At 62.5% G+C, this 16,747-nt stretch carries 16 protein-coding genes; 5 read left to right on the top strand and 11 right to left on the bottom strand.

The genetic code is table 11. The features are described 5' to 3' along the window. Window positions 1-119: 119 nt before the first annotated feature. The 3 genes from NKJ01_RS24820 to NKJ01_RS24830 form a co-directional block, all read right to left on the bottom strand. Window positions 120-770, bottom strand: a complete 651-nt coding sequence (locus NKJ01_RS24820; RefSeq protein ID WP_352731803.1) for a dihydrofolate reductase family protein — start codon at window positions 768-770, stop codon at window positions 120-122. Between the two features lie 110 nt (window positions 771-880). Then, window positions 881-1,735: a protein-L-isoaspartate O-methyltransferase family protein gene (locus tag NKJ01_RS24825; protein ID WP_352731926.1), complete on the bottom strand. Its 855-nt coding sequence runs from the start codon at window positions 1,733-1,735 to the stop codon at window positions 881-883. Between the two features lie 90 nt (window positions 1,736-1,825). Beyond that, on the bottom strand, window positions 1,826-3,190 hold the full coding sequence (locus NKJ01_RS24830) for an Nramp family divalent metal transporter (RefSeq protein ID WP_352731806.1): 1,365 nt from the start codon (window positions 3,188-3,190) through the stop codon (window positions 1,826-1,828). A 236-nt stretch (window positions 3,191-3,426) separates the two neighbouring features. On the opposite strand from NKJ01_RS24830, the gene mntR reads away from it, so the two are divergent. Further along, window positions 3,427-3,882: a manganese-binding transcriptional regulator MntR gene (gene mntR, locus NKJ01_RS24835; protein WP_023761861.1), complete on the top strand. Its 456-nt coding sequence runs from the start codon at window positions 3,427-3,429 to the stop codon at window positions 3,880-3,882. 70 nt (window positions 3,883-3,952) lie between these two features. Here mntR and NKJ01_RS24840 read toward each other — a convergent pair whose 3' ends face one another. Beyond that, window positions 3,953-6,016, bottom strand: coding sequence for a hypothetical protein (locus tag NKJ01_RS24840; protein ID WP_352731809.1), 2,064 nt, complete (start codon window positions 6,014-6,016; stop codon window positions 3,953-3,955). A gap of 238 nt (window positions 6,017-6,254) precedes the next feature. On the opposite strand from NKJ01_RS24840, the gene ypfJ reads away from it, so the two are divergent. After that, window positions 6,255-7,169: a KPN_02809 family neutral zinc metallopeptidase gene (ypfJ, locus tag NKJ01_RS24845; RefSeq protein ID WP_352607861.1), complete on the top strand. Its 915-nt coding sequence runs from the start codon at window positions 6,255-6,257 to the stop codon at window positions 7,167-7,169. Between the two features lie 119 nt (window positions 7,170-7,288). Then, window positions 7,289-8,590, top strand: coding sequence for a TCR/Tet family MFS transporter (locus tag NKJ01_RS24850; RefSeq protein ID WP_502905912.1), 1,302 nt, complete (start codon window positions 7,289-7,291; stop codon window positions 8,588-8,590). 59 nt (window positions 8,591-8,649) lie between these two features. Here the strand turns inward: NKJ01_RS24850 and carA are convergent, their stop codons facing one another. After that, entirely contained in the window at window positions 8,650-9,867 is a 1,218-nt protein-coding gene (carA, locus tag NKJ01_RS24855; protein ID WP_352731815.1) for a glutamine-hydrolyzing carbamoyl-phosphate synthase small subunit, read from the bottom strand. 278 nt (window positions 9,868-10,145) lie between these two features. On the opposite strand from carA, the gene NKJ01_RS24860 reads away from it, so the two are divergent. Further along, entirely contained in the window at window positions 10,146-10,595 is a 450-nt protein-coding gene (locus tag NKJ01_RS24860) for a GatB/YqeY domain-containing protein (RefSeq protein WP_352731818.1), read from the top strand. A 208-nt stretch (window positions 10,596-10,803) separates the two neighbouring features. After that, window positions 10,804-11,097 (top strand): hypothetical protein, encoded by a 294-nt coding sequence (locus tag NKJ01_RS24865; RefSeq protein ID WP_352607870.1) that lies wholly within the window; start codon window positions 10,804-10,806, stop codon window positions 11,095-11,097. A 57-nt stretch (window positions 11,098-11,154) separates the two neighbouring features. On the opposite strand, the gene NKJ01_RS24870 is transcribed toward NKJ01_RS24865, so the two are convergent. The 6 genes from NKJ01_RS24870 to NKJ01_RS24895 all read right to left on the bottom strand — a co-directional run bounded on the left by NKJ01_RS24870 (window position 11,155) and on the right by NKJ01_RS24895 (window position 16,741). After that, entirely contained in the window at window positions 11,155-12,072 is a 918-nt protein-coding gene (locus tag NKJ01_RS24870; RefSeq protein WP_352731821.1) for an NADP-dependent oxidoreductase, read from the bottom strand. 226 nt (window positions 12,073-12,298) lie between these two features. Continuing rightward, window positions 12,299-12,655 carry an SPW repeat protein gene (locus NKJ01_RS24875; protein WP_352607876.1) on the bottom strand — a complete coding sequence of 119 codons (357 nt, stop codon included), beginning with the start codon at window positions 12,653-12,655 and terminating at the stop codon, window positions 12,299-12,301. 202 nt (window positions 12,656-12,857) lie between these two features. Then, window positions 12,858-13,727, bottom strand: a complete 870-nt coding sequence (locus NKJ01_RS24880) for a hypothetical protein (RefSeq protein WP_352731824.1) — start codon at window positions 13,725-13,727, stop codon at window positions 12,858-12,860. 162 nt (window positions 13,728-13,889) lie between these two features. Next, window positions 13,890-14,324, bottom strand: a complete 435-nt coding sequence (locus NKJ01_RS24885; RefSeq protein ID WP_352731827.1) for a CBS domain-containing protein — start codon at window positions 14,322-14,324, stop codon at window positions 13,890-13,892. A gap of 396 nt (window positions 14,325-14,720) precedes the next feature. After that, a complete protein-coding gene (locus tag NKJ01_RS24890; RefSeq protein ID WP_352731830.1) occupies window positions 14,721-15,698 on the bottom strand; it encodes a hypothetical protein in 978 nt (325 codons plus the stop codon). Window positions 15,699-15,793: 95 nt separating this feature from the next. Next, entirely contained in the window at window positions 15,794-16,741 is a 948-nt protein-coding gene (locus tag NKJ01_RS24895; RefSeq protein WP_352607886.1) for a hydrogen peroxide-inducible genes activator, read from the bottom strand. Between the last annotated feature and the right edge of the window lie 6 nt (window positions 16,742-16,747).

A 16,747-nucleotide genomic window follows, 5' to 3' on the forward strand; every position in this document is an offset into this window, starting at 1 on the left:
GAGAGAAGACGGACAAACCCCGTTTTACGGGGCATGCACATGCGGCATTTCGATTCACTCAAAACTTTCCCCGGACAGCCCTGCATGTCATGGGGGAGAGGAACCCAGGTCCTGCAATTCTACTTCCAGTTCTTGCGCCGCTCGAGTTCGGCGTCGGATGGCTTTCCCGTGACAAAGGAGCCGACCTTGATTTCGCCTGATCGCTCGTAGGTCGCCATGATCACGCCGGTGCTGGAGACCTGCGACTTGGCAAGCCTGAAGGCGGCCGGCATCGCGTCGTCGCCGAACAGCCGCTTGCCCTTGCCCAGCAACAGCGGGAATGTCATCAGCCGGATCTCGTCGATCAGCCCGTTGGCGAGCAAGGTCTGGATCAGATTGCCCGATCCCTGGATGAGCAGGTCAGGTCCATCCTCCTGCTTGAGGCGGCGCAACGTCGCGACGATATCCGGCCCAAGCGATTGCGCGTTCTGCCAGGTGAGGGTGTCAGGCCGATGCGTCGCCACATATTTGGTCGCGGGGTTGAAGGCATCCGCGATAGAATCTTTCTGATATGGCCAGTACGCGGCGAAGATGTCGTATGTTCTGCGGCCAAGCAGCAGGGCGAAGGGTTTGGAGAAGAGTTCATCCATTGCCGCGCCCGCCACCTCGTCAAAGTAATGGAACGTCCAGCCGCCGAACTTGAAGCCGCCGACAGGATCCTCTTCCGGACCGCCAGGTGCCTGCATGACGCCGTCGAGGCTGACGAATGTCGCAGCGATGATCTTTCTCATTTCAATGCTCCCGTTTTCTTCGCTCCACGCCGTCGTGGCCGGACTTCAACTCAAGGACGGGCGACCGATCGCCGGTCCGACAGGACATATGAAATTTTGGCGAACCACCGTCATTTGCGAGGCCTGGTGCGCCGGCCGCCATTGAGATTTTTCGATGAGAACCAGACATCGCCGAAGACTGCGGTGGCCGTGCGGTCGGGCGCCTTATCTTCCACCAGCCAGATCGAGCGGCTGCGTGCGGCCTGCTCGCGCGTCGGGATCGTCGCCGCAGGGTCCGCAACCGAGGCGCCGACACAGGGAATGAACCACGAGCGCATGAACGGATCGCAAGCGAAGCCCTTTTCGGTGCGGGTCACCATCACCGCCAGAGGGACACGCTCGGCCGGGCGCCAGGGAAAGATCATGCGGCCGCCTGGCCGTAGCGCCTTCAGCCATCCGGGCGGCGGTGCGGCCACGCCGGCATTGACATAGATGATGTCGGATGGCGGCAAGGGCATCGTCACCGCGTCGCCATGGACGACCCTTGCATTGCCATAGGTTTCGAGATTTTTCCGCGCGAGATCGGCCAGCTTTTCGTCGAGTTCGAAAGCGGTGGCGGTGCCGCCTGGTGAAACCAGCCTGGCCAGCACAGCGGTGTAGTAGCCGGTGCCGGCGCCGATATGAGTAACGGCTTCGCCGGGTTTCGGCGCAAGCTTCCCGATCCACATGGCGTGCAGGAACGGCTCGCCATTGTTGATGCCCTTGTCGGCATCGAGCGCTACCAGAACATTCTGGTAGATGTGCGCCGGATCGGCGCTCGGAGTGGTGATTTGGCCGTTGCCGGCGATGATCGTCCACGGCCCGGCACCGAGGAACGCCTCGCGCGGCACCTCGGCGAAAACCGCCTCCAGGCGCGGGTCGGGCGAGCCGGCATTGGCGGCCATCAGCCGCGCGTAGAACTTCCTGATGTCTTCGATCCGGGGCATGATGCCGGAGAACATAGCGCGGATCGTCGAATTGTCGTGGAAGCTCCCCTCTGCGCGGAGGGGCAGTTCGATTTCCCGGCGGGGCTGAGTTCAGCCGACCCCGAACATTGTCTCGTAGAGCAGCTTGAAATTGAGCACCAGGATGATCGCGGCTACCACCCAGGCAAGAGCAGCGACCCCGCGCGGGATGGCGAGGTTGCCCATCTTCTTCTTGTCGGAGACGAACTGCACCAGCGGGATGACCGCGAAGGGCAACTGCATCGACAGGATCACCTGGCTGAACACCAGCAGCTGGCCGGTGCCCTTTTCGCCATAGAGCGCGGTGACGACCACCACCGGGACGATGGCGAGCCCGCGCGTCAAAAGACGGCGCGCCCAGTTGGGAATGCGTAGGCGCAGGAAGCCTTCCATGACGATCTGGCCAGCCAGCGTCGCCGTCACCGTCGAGTTGAGGCCGGAAGCCAACAGCGCCACCGCAAACAGGATCGAGGCTATGCCGAGGCCGAGCAGCGGCGACAACAACTCGAAGGCTTGGCTGATCTCGGCGACGTCATGGTGACCAGTGTTATGGAAAGCGACCGCAGACACGATCAGGATCGAGGCGTTGACGAACAAGGCCAGCATCAGGGCGATAGTCGAGTCCGTCGTTGCCCATTTGATGGCGTCGCGCTTGCCCTTGTCGGTGCGTTCATAGGCGCGGGTCTGCACGATCGAGGAGTGCAGATAGAGGTTGTGCGGCATGACGGTGGCGCCGATAATGCCGATGGCGATGTAAAGCATCGCCGGATTGGTGACGATTGCCGACGACGGCACGAACATCGCATGCAGGATCGAGCCGGCCGGCGGGGCGGCGGCGAAGATCTGGATGGCAAAGCAGCCGAAGATGATGATCAGCAGCGCGATGACGAAGGCTTCGAGATAGCGGAAGCCCTTGTTCATCAAGAGAAGCACGAGGAAGGCATCGAGCGCCGTCAGCATGGCGCCGCCGATCAGCGGAATGCCGAACAGAAGCTGCAGCGCGATCGCGGTGCCGATGACCTCGGCCAGGTCACAAGCGATGATGGCCAGTTCACAGGCGATCCACAGCACGAAATTGACCGGACGGGGATAATAGGCGCGGCAGGCCTGGGCGAGGTCACGGCCGGTGGCGATGCCGAGCCGTGCTGCCAGCGCCTGCAGCAGGATCGCCATAAGGTTGGACAGCATGATGACGAACAGCAGCGTGTAGCCGAACTGCGCTCCGCCGGCGAGGTCGGTCGCCCAGTTGCCCGGATCCATGTAGCCGACCGAGACCATATAGCCCGGGCCCATGAAGGCGGCCAGGCGCCGGAACCAGACGCCCGAACCCGGCACGGCGATCGAAGAATTGACCTCGCGCAGGCTGGGCTGTTCGTCCTCCTCGGGCCTGGCGAAGCGCCATGAGGAACGGGGAACTGTGGCTTCGACGTCGGACATGAACGAGGGCTTTCCGCGAAACTGGGCGATGTTGCCCTAAAGCTATGCCATGGCTCAACATTATGCAATATGCTATATTTCATTGTTCGTGCTTTTTAAATGGTGGCCCTCGGCGCGCGAAAAGGGGCAATTGGAGACGCTGGTTGCAGCGGTGGCGGAATGCAAATAAACGGCCAGAAGAATCAGAGCCCGTGCTATGGATGCATGGACAGCAAAAGCCTCGGGAGGAGCGCGTATTGGCGCTGAAGAACAGATCGGTCCCGCGCGAAAAGCCGCTGCCTGACGCCGACGTTCATTCGGAAGGCTTCCGGCAGACGCGCGAAGCGCGCCGCAGTGCGCTGGTCGAGGATTATGTCGAGCTGATCGCAGACCTGATCGAGGACGGCAACGAGGCGCGCCAGGTCGATATCGCCGCACGGCTTGGCGTTGCCCAGCCGACGGTGGCCAAGATGCTGACCAGGTTGTGCGCCGACGGGCTGGTGTCGAGAAAGCCCTATCGCGGCGTGTTCCTGACCGATGCCGGCCGCAAGGTCGCGGAGGAAAGCCGCATCCGCCACCAAACGGTGGAAGCTTTTTTGCGCTCGCTCGGTGTCAGTGCGGAAACCGCGCGCATCGACGCAGAAGGCATCGAGCACCATGTCAGCGCCGAGACGCTGGAAGCGTTTCGCAAGGCGATGACGGCGGCGCGCTGAACCGCACCCGCCGCCGGATTTCCCGAGCCGCCGGAACCGAACCGGACCCTTCAAGTCGCCTTCGGCAAACTCACTCCCTGACATCCTGCACCCAACTGCGCGGGTGGCCATCGACGCGGAACTGGAAGATGAAATAGGGCGGAATGCAGGTGCCCTTGCCGGCTTTCGCTTGTGCCAGATCGTCATAGCCTGATGTGCAGATATAGTCCTCGCGGCAGGGATGCGCCTTGTCGCAGGCGCGCAGGCCGGCGGTCTTGGTGAATTCGCTGGTGCAGAATTTGTGGTCCTTGCCCGAGGCGACGCAGTCGTTGAAACCGGTCTTGGCGAGCCGGCCACAGGTCGCCTCGTCGGGCAGCTTGTCGCAGCTCGCCTTGCGCAGCATGCCGCCGGGAAAGCCACCGGTCTTCTGTTCGGGATTGTCGTAGCGCTGGCGCGCCGCACCGTAGCCGGCGAGCTTGACCGCTGGCTTCTTGTCACGAGCCGGATCGATGGCGCAGGCCTTGGCGGTGGCTGGCGACAGGCGGCAATACTGGTCGTTGCCCCAGGTCGACATCTTGATCTCGCCGAACTCGACGGGATCACCGACCGCGGTGCCGGCCTCGCTGACGCAGGTGCCGAAGCCTGGATGGCTTTCATGGACGCCGGCGCAGCGCAGGCCCGAGCCGCAGGTCCAGTCCTTGAAGCTTGGGTCCTCGCCGCGATAGCAGATCGAGCCCCACCCATTGTAGAGGTCGGTGCCCTTCAGCGCCTCCGCATATTTCTGGTCCGGACGGGCGGCGAAGCCGCGCGTAAAGTCCGGGTGACCGCCGGCGGCGAACTGCTCGACGATAGCGCGGCGGCGCGGCAGATCGGCGAAGAAGACGGCCGAGCCCGGCACGAAGACGGCGTTGCGGCGCGGCTCGCTGGCCGGATCGGCGCCGGTGTAGTGGAACCCGGCAATGCCATGCGTCTGGTGGCAGCCGGTGCAGCTCATCTCGTTGAGGCGCAATTCGAAACCGGCCACAGACCTGATGGAGGCGAGCGTGTTGCCCTTGGCGACATAGTCCTTCAACGCCTTGTCGACGTCGGCGTCGTCGACCAGCCCGTAGGCGATGTTGTTCTGCGACCGGCTGAGGCCACCGGGTGCGACGGAAACGGCGCTCTTGGCCAGGAATTTTTCGTCGATGACCAGCCGGCCATGATCGAGGTCGTAGATGTTGCGGTCGGTGAGCAGCCATTTGGCGAAGGACGGCTTGTCGGCCAGCACCGTGGTCCGATCGATCTGGTTCTCCATCTTCGATTCGTAAAATGTCGAGCTGGCCGGATCCCATTTGAAGATCTTCAGCAGATATTCGGCATGGCCGCCGAAATCGCGCCGCGTCGAGGCCGACAGCCGAAGCACCTGCATGTTGAGTTCCAGCCGCATGATCTGCGAGGAATTCAGCATGGCACCCGACAGCGGTCCCGCGTCGGAGCGCAGCCAGGCGGCAAGCTGATCGGGCGGCAGGTTCTGTTTCCCGGCAGCCAACCAGCGCTGGGCGACATCGGCGCAGGACACATCAATGGCGCTTGGCAAGTCCTTCGAGGCGCGGGCTTGTGCTTGATGGGGCTTGGCGTTGAAGACCAGGCTCATGGTCAGCGGCAGGCGCGAGGAAATGCGCTGGCCCGCCTTTCCCTTGGCTGGCTTTTCCGCGACCGAATAGTGGAAGCGGTAGATCAGCCGGATCTCGCCGCATTCGGTGTGGCCGAGATAGCCGCGATCCATGCGGTTGACGACGCCGGTCAGGTCGAGCGTCGAGCCGTCGTCGTCGATGTATTTTGGATTGAATTTCTGGCTGGTGTCCTTCGACTTCGCCATATCAGCAACATAAGGGTCGGGGCTGGTCTTCGGTTCGTTGGCGATCTCAAGCTTGACGGTGTCGCGCACCGTGGCCAGCGCCGGCACCGAAAACAGGCCGCGATTGTCGACCTCGCGGGTGAGGCCGAGTGCGGGTCCGAGCAGGCGGCTGATCGACAGGCCGCCGCGTTCGAGCGCCTGCAGGGTGGCGGGATCGGTGACGGCGACGCTGGAATCGAGCGTGACGGCGCGGGCGGACCCAATGCCAAAACAGATCAGTGCCGTCATTGACAGCAGGAATTGGCCGATCGTCCGCAAGCGCCCCTCGCTTCCATAGAGAACCGGAGAATTCTATATCGCGCACGGCTTCAGGGAAACCGGCGAAAGCGGCCCAACAGGAGAGCGTCTTTGGGCCTGATGTTGTAGCCGCAGGCGGTCCTATGTGGCCTTGAGGTCGTCGAAAAATGCTGTGACTTGCCGCAACCGTTGGGATAGTTGTTGTTCGGTTGAGCCGGCTTTACCGGGCAACGGGGGAAGTTTGCAGCGAGGAGTTGCCATGCTCTGGAAGGGCCGTCGTCAGAGTGACAATGTCGAGGACGACCGCAGCGACAGTGGCGGCGGGCTCGGCAGCGGCAGCCCCGGCCAGTTCCGCATTCCGATCGGCGGTCGCGCCGGCGGCGGCGGCAGCATCTTCCTCGTCATCCTGGTGGTGCTGGCCGGATGGTATTTCGGCTTCGATCCATCGACGATCCTGGGCGGTGGCGACGGCGGCGGTGGCCAGATCACCGACAACAGCGGCGGTGGCCAGGGCAGCGGCGCGGGTGCGCCCGCCAGTGACGAGATGAAGCAGTTCGTGGCGACGGTGCTGGCCGAGACCGAGGACACCTGGACCGGCATCTTCAAATCGCAGGGCCTGACCTACGAGGATCCGAAGCTGGTGCTGTTCAGCGGCCAGGTCCGCTCGGCCTGCGGCTTTGCTTCCGCGGCGGCCGGACCGTTCTATTGCCCCGGCGACCACAAGGTCTATCTCGACATGACCTTCTTCCAGGAGCTCGATCAGCAATTCGGCGCCTCGGGCGAATTCGCCCGCGCCTATGTGATCGCGCATGAGATCGGCCATCACGTGCAGAACCTAACCGGCATCATGTCCAAGTTCAACCAGATGCGGCAAAGCATGGGCGAGGTCGAGGCCAACCAGATGTCGGTGCGCATCGAGCTTCAGGCCGACTGCTTTGCCGGCGTGTGGGCGCATTACACCGACCAGAAAGGCATATTGGAGCAGGGAGACATCGAAAGCGCGCTGAACGCCGCCAAGCAGATCGGCGACGACACGCTGCAGAAGAAGATGCAAGGCTATGTCGTGCCGGAAAGCTTCAACCACGGCACCTCGCAGCAGCGGCAGACCTGGCTGGCGCGCGGCTACAAGAGCGGCAAGCTTTCGGACTGCAACACGCTGAGCGGGCCAATTTGAACAGCCGCTTCCGGGCGCTGACCTGACGCCAAGGCGCCGTCAGGGGCTGTCAGGATGAAAGAATCCGATCCGTTCCCGCATTGTTCCTTACGGCGGACTCGCCTATAAGGTGCGTCCGCCTGCGCCCCAGGGCGACCACAGGAGCCGGACCCGCCATGATCGACCCCAAAACCGCCAGACGGGGCCTTGCGCTCGTCTTCACCACACTGCTGCTCGACATCATCGGTTTCGGCATGATCATGCCGGTGCTGCCGGCCTATCTCAGGGAATTGACCGGGGTCAGTATCAGCGGAGCGGCGATCGAAGGCGGCTGGCTATTCTTCGTCTATGCGGCCATGCAGTTCTTCTTCGCGCCAATCATGGGCGGGTTAAGTGACCGGTTCGGGCGGCGGCCGATCCTGCTTGCCTCGGTGCTGACCTTTTCCGTCGACAATTTGATCTGCGCGGTGGCCTGGTCCTACCCGATGCTGTTCATCGGCCGTGTGCTGGCCGGCATTTCGGGCGCCAGCTATTCGACGACATCCGCCTTCATCGCCGACATTTCGAACGACGAGAACCGGGCGAAGAATTTCGGCCTGCTCGGCATCGCCTTTGGCGTTGGCTTCGTCATCGGGCCGGTCCTGGGCGGGTTGCTCGGCACGTTCGGGCCGCGCGTGCCGTTCTATTTCGCTGCCGGGCTCGCCTTGGTGAATTTCCTGATCGCGCTGTTCCTGTTGCCGGAAACACTCGACGACAAGCATCGCCGCCGCTTCGAGTGGAAGCGCGCCAATCCGGTCGGCACGCTCGTCCAGATGCGCCAATACAAGGGCATTGGCTGGATCGGACTTGTTTTCTTCCTGATGACGCTCGGGCACATGATGTATCCGGCGGTCTGGTCGTTCGTTTCCAATTACCGTTATGGCTGGAGCGAGCAGCAGATCGGCTTCTCGCTCGGCGCCTTCGGCCTGTGCGGCGCGATCGTCATGGCGACGGTGCTGCCGCGGGTGATCCCCCGGCTTGGCGAGTGGAGGACGGCGGTCATCGGTCTTGCCTTTACGGCACTCAGCGCCTTCGGCTACGCGTTCGCGTCGCAAGGCTGGATGATCTATGCGGTGATCGTCTTCGGCTGTCTGGAAGCGCTGGCCGATCCACCGCTGAGGAGCCTCGCCGCCGCCAAGGTGCCGCCTTCGGCGCAGGGCGAACTGCAGGGTGCGATGACCTCGATCTTCTCGATCACCTCGATCGTCACGCCACTGCTCTATACGGCGATCTTTTCCTGGTTCACCGGGCCGAGCGCTCCCGTGACCTTCGGCGGCGCGCCCTATCTGGTCGGCGCGTGCTTCCTGGCGCTGGCGCTCATCGTCTTCGTCACGAAAGTTGCGAGGCCGGTGGCGCGCACAAGTGTCACTACCGGCGTCGCCGAAGATGGAGCACAGATATGAGGCCCCGTCTCAGAAAGAAGTGCCCGGCAGGGCGTTGGGGGCAGCGCTGTCGGGTCGAGTCAGGCCCGCTCGGCCAGCAATTCCTCGCCGCGCTTTTCGCGAATCAGGTTGACGAAGCGGCGGAACAGATAGTGCGAATCCTGCGGGCCGGGCGAGGCTTCGGGGTGATGCTGGACCGAGAACACCGGCCGGCCGGTCAGCGTGATGCCGCAGTTCGAGCCGTCGAACAGCGAGACGTGGGTTTCCTCGACGCCTGATGGCAGCGAGTCGGCATCGACGGCAAAGCCGTGGTTCATCGAGACGATCTCGACCTTGCCGGTGGTGTGGTCCTTGACCGGATGGTTGGCGCCGTGATGGCCCTGGTGCATCTTGGCGGTCTTGCCGCCCAGCGCCAGCGCCAGCATCTGGTGGCCAAGGCAGATGCCGAACACCGGAATGTCGGTCTTCAACAGGTCCTGGATGACCGGGACGGCATAGTCGCCGGTGGCCTCCGGGTCGCCGGGACCGTTGGAGAGAAAAATGCCGTCCGGCTGCATGGCGAGGATTTCTTCGGCGCCGGTCTTGGCTGGCACCACTGTGACCCTGGCGCCGAGGCCGGCGAGCAGGCGCAAGATGTTGCGCTTGACGCCGTAGTCGATGGCAACGACGTGCATCGAAGGCTCGGTCAGTTCGCCAAAGCCTTCGTTCCACACCCATGGCGTCTCGCGCCAGGCCGACGACTGGCCTGACGTGACCTCCTTGGCGAGATCGAGCCCGATCAGGCCGGACCATGCCGCGGCGCGGCGCTTCAGGTCGTCGAGGTCGAACACGCCATCGGGCGCATGCGCGATGACGGCGTTGGGCATGCCCTTTTCGCGGATCAGCGCGGTCAGCGCGCGGGTGTCGATGCCCGACAGGGCGACGATGCCGCGCTTCTTCAGCCACTGGTCGAGACCGGTGCCGGCGCGGTAGTTGGACGGGTTGGTGACATCGGCCTTGAACACGGCGCCGACGGCGCCGGCGCGGGCGACCGGGTTGAGGTCCTCGATGTCCTCGTCATTTGTGCCGATGTTGCCGACATGCGGGAATGTGAAGGTGACGATCTGGCCGGCATAGGACGGGTCTGTGAGGATTTCCTGGTAGCCGGTGAGTGCTGTGTTGAAGCAGACTTCGGCGACGGCGGAACCGGTGGCGCCCAACCCGCGACCCTCGATGACGGTGCCGTCGGCCAGCACCAGAAGGGCGGTCGGCTTTTCTGTTGCCCAGGCGGGCGTCAAGGCGGCGGTCATATCGGCCATGGCGGCACTCCTATCGGGGCTGCGCGCTTCCATGGGCCCGGTGGGCCATCCGCGCAGCAAACGGCGCCAAGCGGCGATTTCGCAGCTTCCACGCAGTCAAGCTTCAGTTCATGCAAGGCCCAGTACATAGGGGAAGGGGGCAGGGCGGTCAATGATCATGCGAAATGCAGCTCCGATTTATTTCATCTAGCAATATCAGAGGCTTGCCTTGGCATTTCAGGGTTTGCGTTGGCTCGCACCCGGCGCTATTGTCCGCGCCGATCGAAGGAGAATGCACCATGCGCGGCAAAATCGCCGAATCCCTGAAGAGCGCGATGAAGGCGCAGGACAAGCAACGGCTGCCGACATTGCGGCTGATTCAAGCCGCCATTCACGACCGCGATATCGCCAATCGCGGCTCGGGCAAGGAGCCGGCCAGCGACGAGGAGATCCTACAGATCCTGGCCAAGATGGTGAAGCAGCGCGAGGAATCGGCCAAGGCATTCGATGACGGCAAGCGGCCGGAACTGGCCGCGCAGGAGCGCGGCGAGATGGAGATCATCCGCGCGTTCCTGCCGACGCAGCTTGACGATGCCGCCATCCAGGCTGCGGCGCGCGAGGCGATCGCGGCGACGGGTGCGGCCAGCCAGAAGGACATGGGCAAGGTGATCGCTGCGCTGAAGCAGAAATATGCCGGCCAGATGGATTTCGGCAAGGCGAGCGGCATCGTCAAGGCACTGTTGCAGTAGTGCTCGTCTCGTCGCCGGAAAAGCATGACCGACGTCTCCACAGGCAGCGTTAGAATCCAATAGTCCACGCCGCATGTGGAAGCCATAAAAACGCTGCTTCAGACCTGCCACGCCAGATGCGGGGCCCCCACCTGGCGAGTCCAAGTCCTGAAATTTGGAACTCGGATACCGGCGAGATGTTTATCCGTCATGCAACTGGAGAGATGTCATGACTGAGAACGAAACCCGCTATGAAACCGGCGCGACGAAGTATCCGGCAAAGACCGGTGCCGACGCTTCCGATGAATTCTCCCAGGACGCGGCCGGCAACAAGAAGCCTGCCGGCGGCATGGGGCTCACCCGCCGGATGGGCGAAGTGGAAGACCGAACCCGCCAGTCGGAGGGACAAAACCCGCCGAGGCGAGCCGCGCCGAGTGCCGCGACACAAAGGGCGTCCAGCGCCAGTCCGGCGGTCGCCGAGCGTCGTTCAAAGGATGCCAAGGCTCCGAAGAGCGGGCGGTAACGGGAACCCAATTCAGCAAGTGAGCGCTCGGCCGAACCGGGCCACTTGGCAGGAAGCTTAGGCGGACACCTCAAGCACGATCTTGCCGCGCACATGTTCGTTTTTCAGCCGTTCCTCCGCCTTGGCGACCTCTCCAAGCGGATAGACGGCTTGCACGAACGGGGTGACCTTGCCGGCGTCGATGAGACGGCCGATCTGCGCGAGGTGCGCCGCATTCGGCTCGGCCATATAGGAGACGCCACGTGCCCGACGCAAATGTGCCTTTTCCTGCGAGGGTTGAGAAAGAGTGGAAACGAGCGTCCCACCTGGCTTGAGAACGTCCCAGGAGCGGTCCTGGGTGTCGCCCGCGACGAGGTCGAACACCAGGTCGACCGCATCGACAATTTCTTCGAAACGCTGATCCTTGTAGTCGACCGCCTGATCTGCACCTAGCTCATGGACAAAAACGAAGTCTTGGGCGGAGACGGTTGTGGCGACGAACGCGCCGGCGGCCTTGGCCAGTTGGATCGCCAGATGGCCAACGCCGCCGGCTCCGCCATGGATGAGAACCCTTTGCCCGGATTTGAGGCCGCCATGCTCAAACAGGCCCTGCCAAGCAGTGATGCCCGCAAGCGGCACCGCAGCGGCTTCGACGTGGCTTAGACGTTCCGGCTTCGCAGCCGCCTCCGTCGCCTTGACCACGACATATTCGGCATCGCCGCCCCGATCATGACCAAGCATGGCAAATAGCGGGTCGCCCTTCTTCAACGTATGAGCCCGCGTACCGCACGTTTCCACCACGCCGGACACGTCACGCCCCAATGTGACGGGCAATGCCTGACCCGCCGAACCCTCGCGGGTCTTGTAATCGACCGGATTGACGCTCGCCGCGCGAACCCTGAGCACAACCTCGTCGTCAACGGGCTGAGGAAAGGGGACTTGATCGATCGAAAGAACCTCAGGTCCGCCAAAAGCATGGATGCGGACTGCTTTCATGTCGACATATCTCCTCTTCGCTGGCAGTTGGCGACAGTGTCACCGTTAGCCGCTGTGCGGCTCCGGTTGCTATGGCGTCCGAGGGCGTTCATCGGCGATGAACAGAGCGCCGGATTTGGCGGCTGCCATTCGAACGGGCAGGCCGTCGGCCTGGCGGTCAGAGGCATCTTGGTCCGACCGCCAAATCGGCTTCATCACACTCGCTGCCGCAGCGACGCCAGTCCTGCTAGGCCGTAGATTGCGTTGGAGGGTTCTGGTACATCATCCACAGCTCGATCGCAGCAAGGACCGCGACCAGAACGCCGATTACCACATGCACGCTCATGGCCGTGCTTGCCTGGAATCCAAGCACCCAGGGAGACACGATTACCCAAAGACCCACAACGAGGTTCAACCACTCTTCCCAGATAGCAAAGGCGGAGAGGGCGGCAACCGAAAGCAAGAAAATCACGATGCCGCTGCCCATGGCGTTCTGGGACTGCGTCCCCGCCGCGAAGGCGAATATCCAGGGAGAGAAAAAGAGAACTGCTCCGAGGATTAGATTTGCCACGTCACAAAGCTTGGCGTTTGACCACTGGTTCATGATTTTTCTCCATCAAGCGTGCTTTCCACGCTTCCGAAGCTCAGTCGGCTGGCCTTGAAACCGCCGGTCCACATGGAGGCAAGGCTACAACCGGACTTGCTGGCACTGTAACTGTGTTGCAGGCCATTGGTTCCAATCAACAAATCTGGAGCACCACCGGCTGAGCGTGGTGGCGGGCATTTTTTTCCTCGGCTGGGAGCATTCAGCAACTCTTGATTGGCCCGCGAGATACAAACGCAGCGGGAAGGTGCGAGGTGCAGGCCATCACCCATGTGATTGCCTCTCGATCATATTCGTCACCAGAGCGCCAGTCCTCGAAGAAGGCGTTCAACGTGCCGACACGCTCGGGCCAGACGTCGCTGGCCTGAAGCCCCAGTGACACGCCGAAATTGGTGAAAGCGAACTTGGTATCGCGCAGCCACGGCGCGCGGCTGAAATAACCTGGCGGGTCGACCCACATCGTTTCCAGGGTTCTAAGCGATCGCCTCGTCTGGACCTCGGCCCATGGCTCCGCAGGGAAGAAGTGGGCGAGCCACAGCATCATGCCGAGACCGAGATCCTGTTCGATATCGAGCGTTTGCCAATCGTGCTCGATCAGGTCACGCATCTGCGCGATTTCGGGCGCCAGCTCGTCTTCATCAAGAATCCGGTAGGAGACATAGCCATCATAAGCGTCCATGCTGCCGAGGCCATAGCCGGGATAAGGACTGCTCAAGTCCTCCTGCATCTTCCAGATCACACCGCGGCCGGGGATCACAAAAGCCGGGTGAATGTCACGCGCCAGTGCGACACCGCGCGCGCGGTATCGCGGTTTCAGATCGCCGAGACGCGCCAAGGCAAACAGCCACATCGCCAGGTAGTGGAAGTATTGACCGTCACGATCAGCCGCTTCCCCGATCCTCAATCCGCGCCGACGACCGAGCACGCGCTCTACATCGGCCACCAGCCGCTCAGCCTCATCCAACCAGCGCGTCTCGCCTGTTTCCGTGTAGAGTGAGACGTAGAGCACGACCCCGAACGCATCAGTCCAGAGATACCGCAAGCCGTTAGGCCAGATGCCGTCGGCGCGCATCCAATCAAGTTTTCGCAGTACATAGTCGACGTCATGCAACATTGGCACCAACCCGAACGGACTGACCATGCGGTTGCGGCATACGAAGCGACATCCGCCTCTGTTTGGGCCGGCTATCGCAATCTGGTGCCCGCAGCCAACGCCGCCCTTGTCAGGCTGGCCTCAATGCATCTGCGAATGCTGTCCGCCATGCCGCGAGATGCCGCTCAATGCCTCACCCGCTTCTGCCGATTCGCCATTCATGGCGAGGTCGCCCAGCGAAACAATGCCGATCAGCCGCTTGTCGCGGTTCAACACCGGCAGGCGCCTTACTTGAAGCTCACCCATTCTGTGAAGGACGTCGTCTGCGTCTTCGTCACCGAAACAATATTCGACGTCAGGGGTCATCACCTCGCGAATTTTGGCATCGGGTCCTTTGCCTTGGGCGATGCCGCGGATCGCGATATCCCGGTCCGTTATCATGCCGACAAGCCGGTCGTTCTCACCCACCGGCATGACGCCGGCGTCGAGACGGCCCATGGTTCGAGCGGCCTCGCGTATGGTTTGTTCCGGATTGGCGATCTGGACGTCTTTCGTCATATAATCGGCAATTCTCATCGTAACCTCCTCACGTTCTGCGGCCCCGCGCCAGCTGATGCTTGAATGAGCGCCATTGGAAAACGTTCCACGGTTTCGGTCTGCACGCGCAAATAGCCTGCCGGCACCTTTTGGTACCCATTTTCATGCGCGAACTGCCGCCGGCGGCGGTCGAAGGAGAATGCGCCATGCGCGGCAAAATCGCCGAACCCTGAAGAGCGTTATGTAGGCGCAGGACAAGCACCGGCTGCCGACATTGCGGCATGATCCATTCACGACCGAGGCAGCCGCGGCAATCACGCCGGTGTCGTGGAGGTCGCTTGCTGGCTGGAGTATCCAGCCGAGTTCATGCAGGCCGTGCTCGGTTTGCTATGCTGAGCCTCGGCATCGTCGAGTGAAGTCTGCAGGGAGCGAACTTCATGGCCCTTTGCAAATCGGCACCGGTTGTGGCGGCGGTGCCGGGTGATCCTTGCTGTACTGAGCGATGATCGGCTCGAGGGTCTTTCTCGGCCAGAATTTCGGAGTGCCTATTTCCTTCAGGCAGGACGCGTTCCAGTAAGCGCCCGACTGCGAACGGCTGGACGCTACTGCGGCGATGTCGTGTGATTCAGGGTAGATGTAGAGCGTCGTCGGGTTGTCCTTGACCATTGGGATGATCTGCTGGGCATCCGCCGGCGACCAGCTGGTACAGCCATTGCTGCGGCCGCTTGCGTAGTCCACCAGCTTGCCGAACGGCACGTAGCCATCATGGTCGGCGTGCGAGCTTTTGGGATTTTTGCGCAGGCACATGCCGTGCAGTACCTGGGCAGCGTGGCCGCCGATCACCCGTTGCCTGGCGTTCGCGGCTTCGCCCTCGCCGTCGAACTGTATGAAGGTGCGCTGGAAAACCGCGTCCTGTTTCGCGCCGATGCGGTAGTAGCCCTTGAAGGAGGTTTTCGCCTCGCTGGTCATGTAGGCGCCGCCGGCGGTCAATGATGAATCCATCGCATTGCCGAAGTTCTTCGCGCAGCGTCTGCCGTTGGCGAAGTCGACGACGCCTTTCAAATTCCGGCCGCTGCCATGGCCCGACGAAATCGCGCGGAACGACTGGCCGGCTTCGCAAATGACGTAATAGCGGTGTCCAGGCTTGCCATCGCCCAGATCGCTGGGGCGTGTCGCGTCCATGGCGAAGTAGCAGGGGTTTTTGACCGCACCTTGCGCCACCTTCTTGAGGTAGAGCCCGCGCGCCCGTTCCAGTACCACTTGTGAGATCTGCCCGTCGCTGTCGCCGACATGGGCCTGTAGCCAGGCCGGAACGTCAGATGGTGCGGCAAAGGATCGGGCCGACACCGCCGCTGCGATGACAATGACAAGAAGGCTGGCGACGACACCCAGATAGACAGATCTTAACCGCACCGGATCAATTCTCCTATCGAAGCGCTTTGCGATTCCTTGCGCCGCCGAGAATCGATCATAAATGGTCCCGCATCAATCGGCGAAACACATCTTGTTTAGCGCGTTGAGGTAGTTTCAGCCTGCTCAACCGATGCCGGATCGTACTGCGCGCGCAGCGCATCGGACGACTGGCGAACCACTTCGGAGATCAGCAGCAGCTGTTTGGCGATCGGGCTTGTCTTGCGCCAGATCATGCCGATGGTCCGCGACGGCTGAGGACTGGCGAAGTGGGCGATGGAAACCGATGCCGAGCGTGTCTCCACCGGCACGGCCATTTCCGGGATCAAGGTGACGCCGACGCCGGCGCCGACCATTTGCACCAAGGTCGACAGCGAGCTGCCGTCCAGCAACTCCCTTGGCCGTGCCGAATGCATATTGCAGAACGACAGCGCCTGATCGCGGAAACAATGGCCCTCCTCCAGCAAAAGCAGCCGCATCTCGCGCAGCATTTCGCGATTGGGCACCGGCTTTCCCTCGTCCTCGCCGGGCCGGACCAGCACGAAGTTCTCGGCAAACAGCACGATTTCGGTCAGCGACGCTTCCGAAACCGGCAGCGCGACGATGGCCGCGTCGAGCCGGCCGTCGGCCAGTTCCTGGATCAGCTTCTGCGTCTGCGTCTCGCGCACGTGGATTTCGAGGCCGTCATGCATGCGGGAAAGGTTGCCGATGATGGCAGGCAGAAGGTAGGGCGCGATCGTCGGGATCACGCCGATGCGCAGCCGGCCCACGAGCCGGTCGCGCGAGGCGCGGGCCAGATCCGTCAGTTCATCTACCGAGCGCAGGATGTCGCGGACGCGCAAGGCAAACTCCTCGCCGAAATTGGTCAGCCGGACCTGTCGCGGACCTCGTTCAAAAAGCTCCGTGCCCAGCGTTTCCTCCAATTCCTTGATCTGCACCGAGATGGCGGGCTGGGAGATGGCGCAGGCATCCGCCGCGCGTCCGAAATGGTTGTGTCTGGCCAGCGCTTCGAAATAACGCAGCTGCTTCAGCGTCAGGTTTGTCATAGCGTA

The sequence above is a fragment of the Mesorhizobium sp. M0276 genome, assembly GCF_040321755.1.
GTDB lineage: Bacteria > Pseudomonadota > Alphaproteobacteria > Rhizobiales > Rhizobiaceae > Mesorhizobium.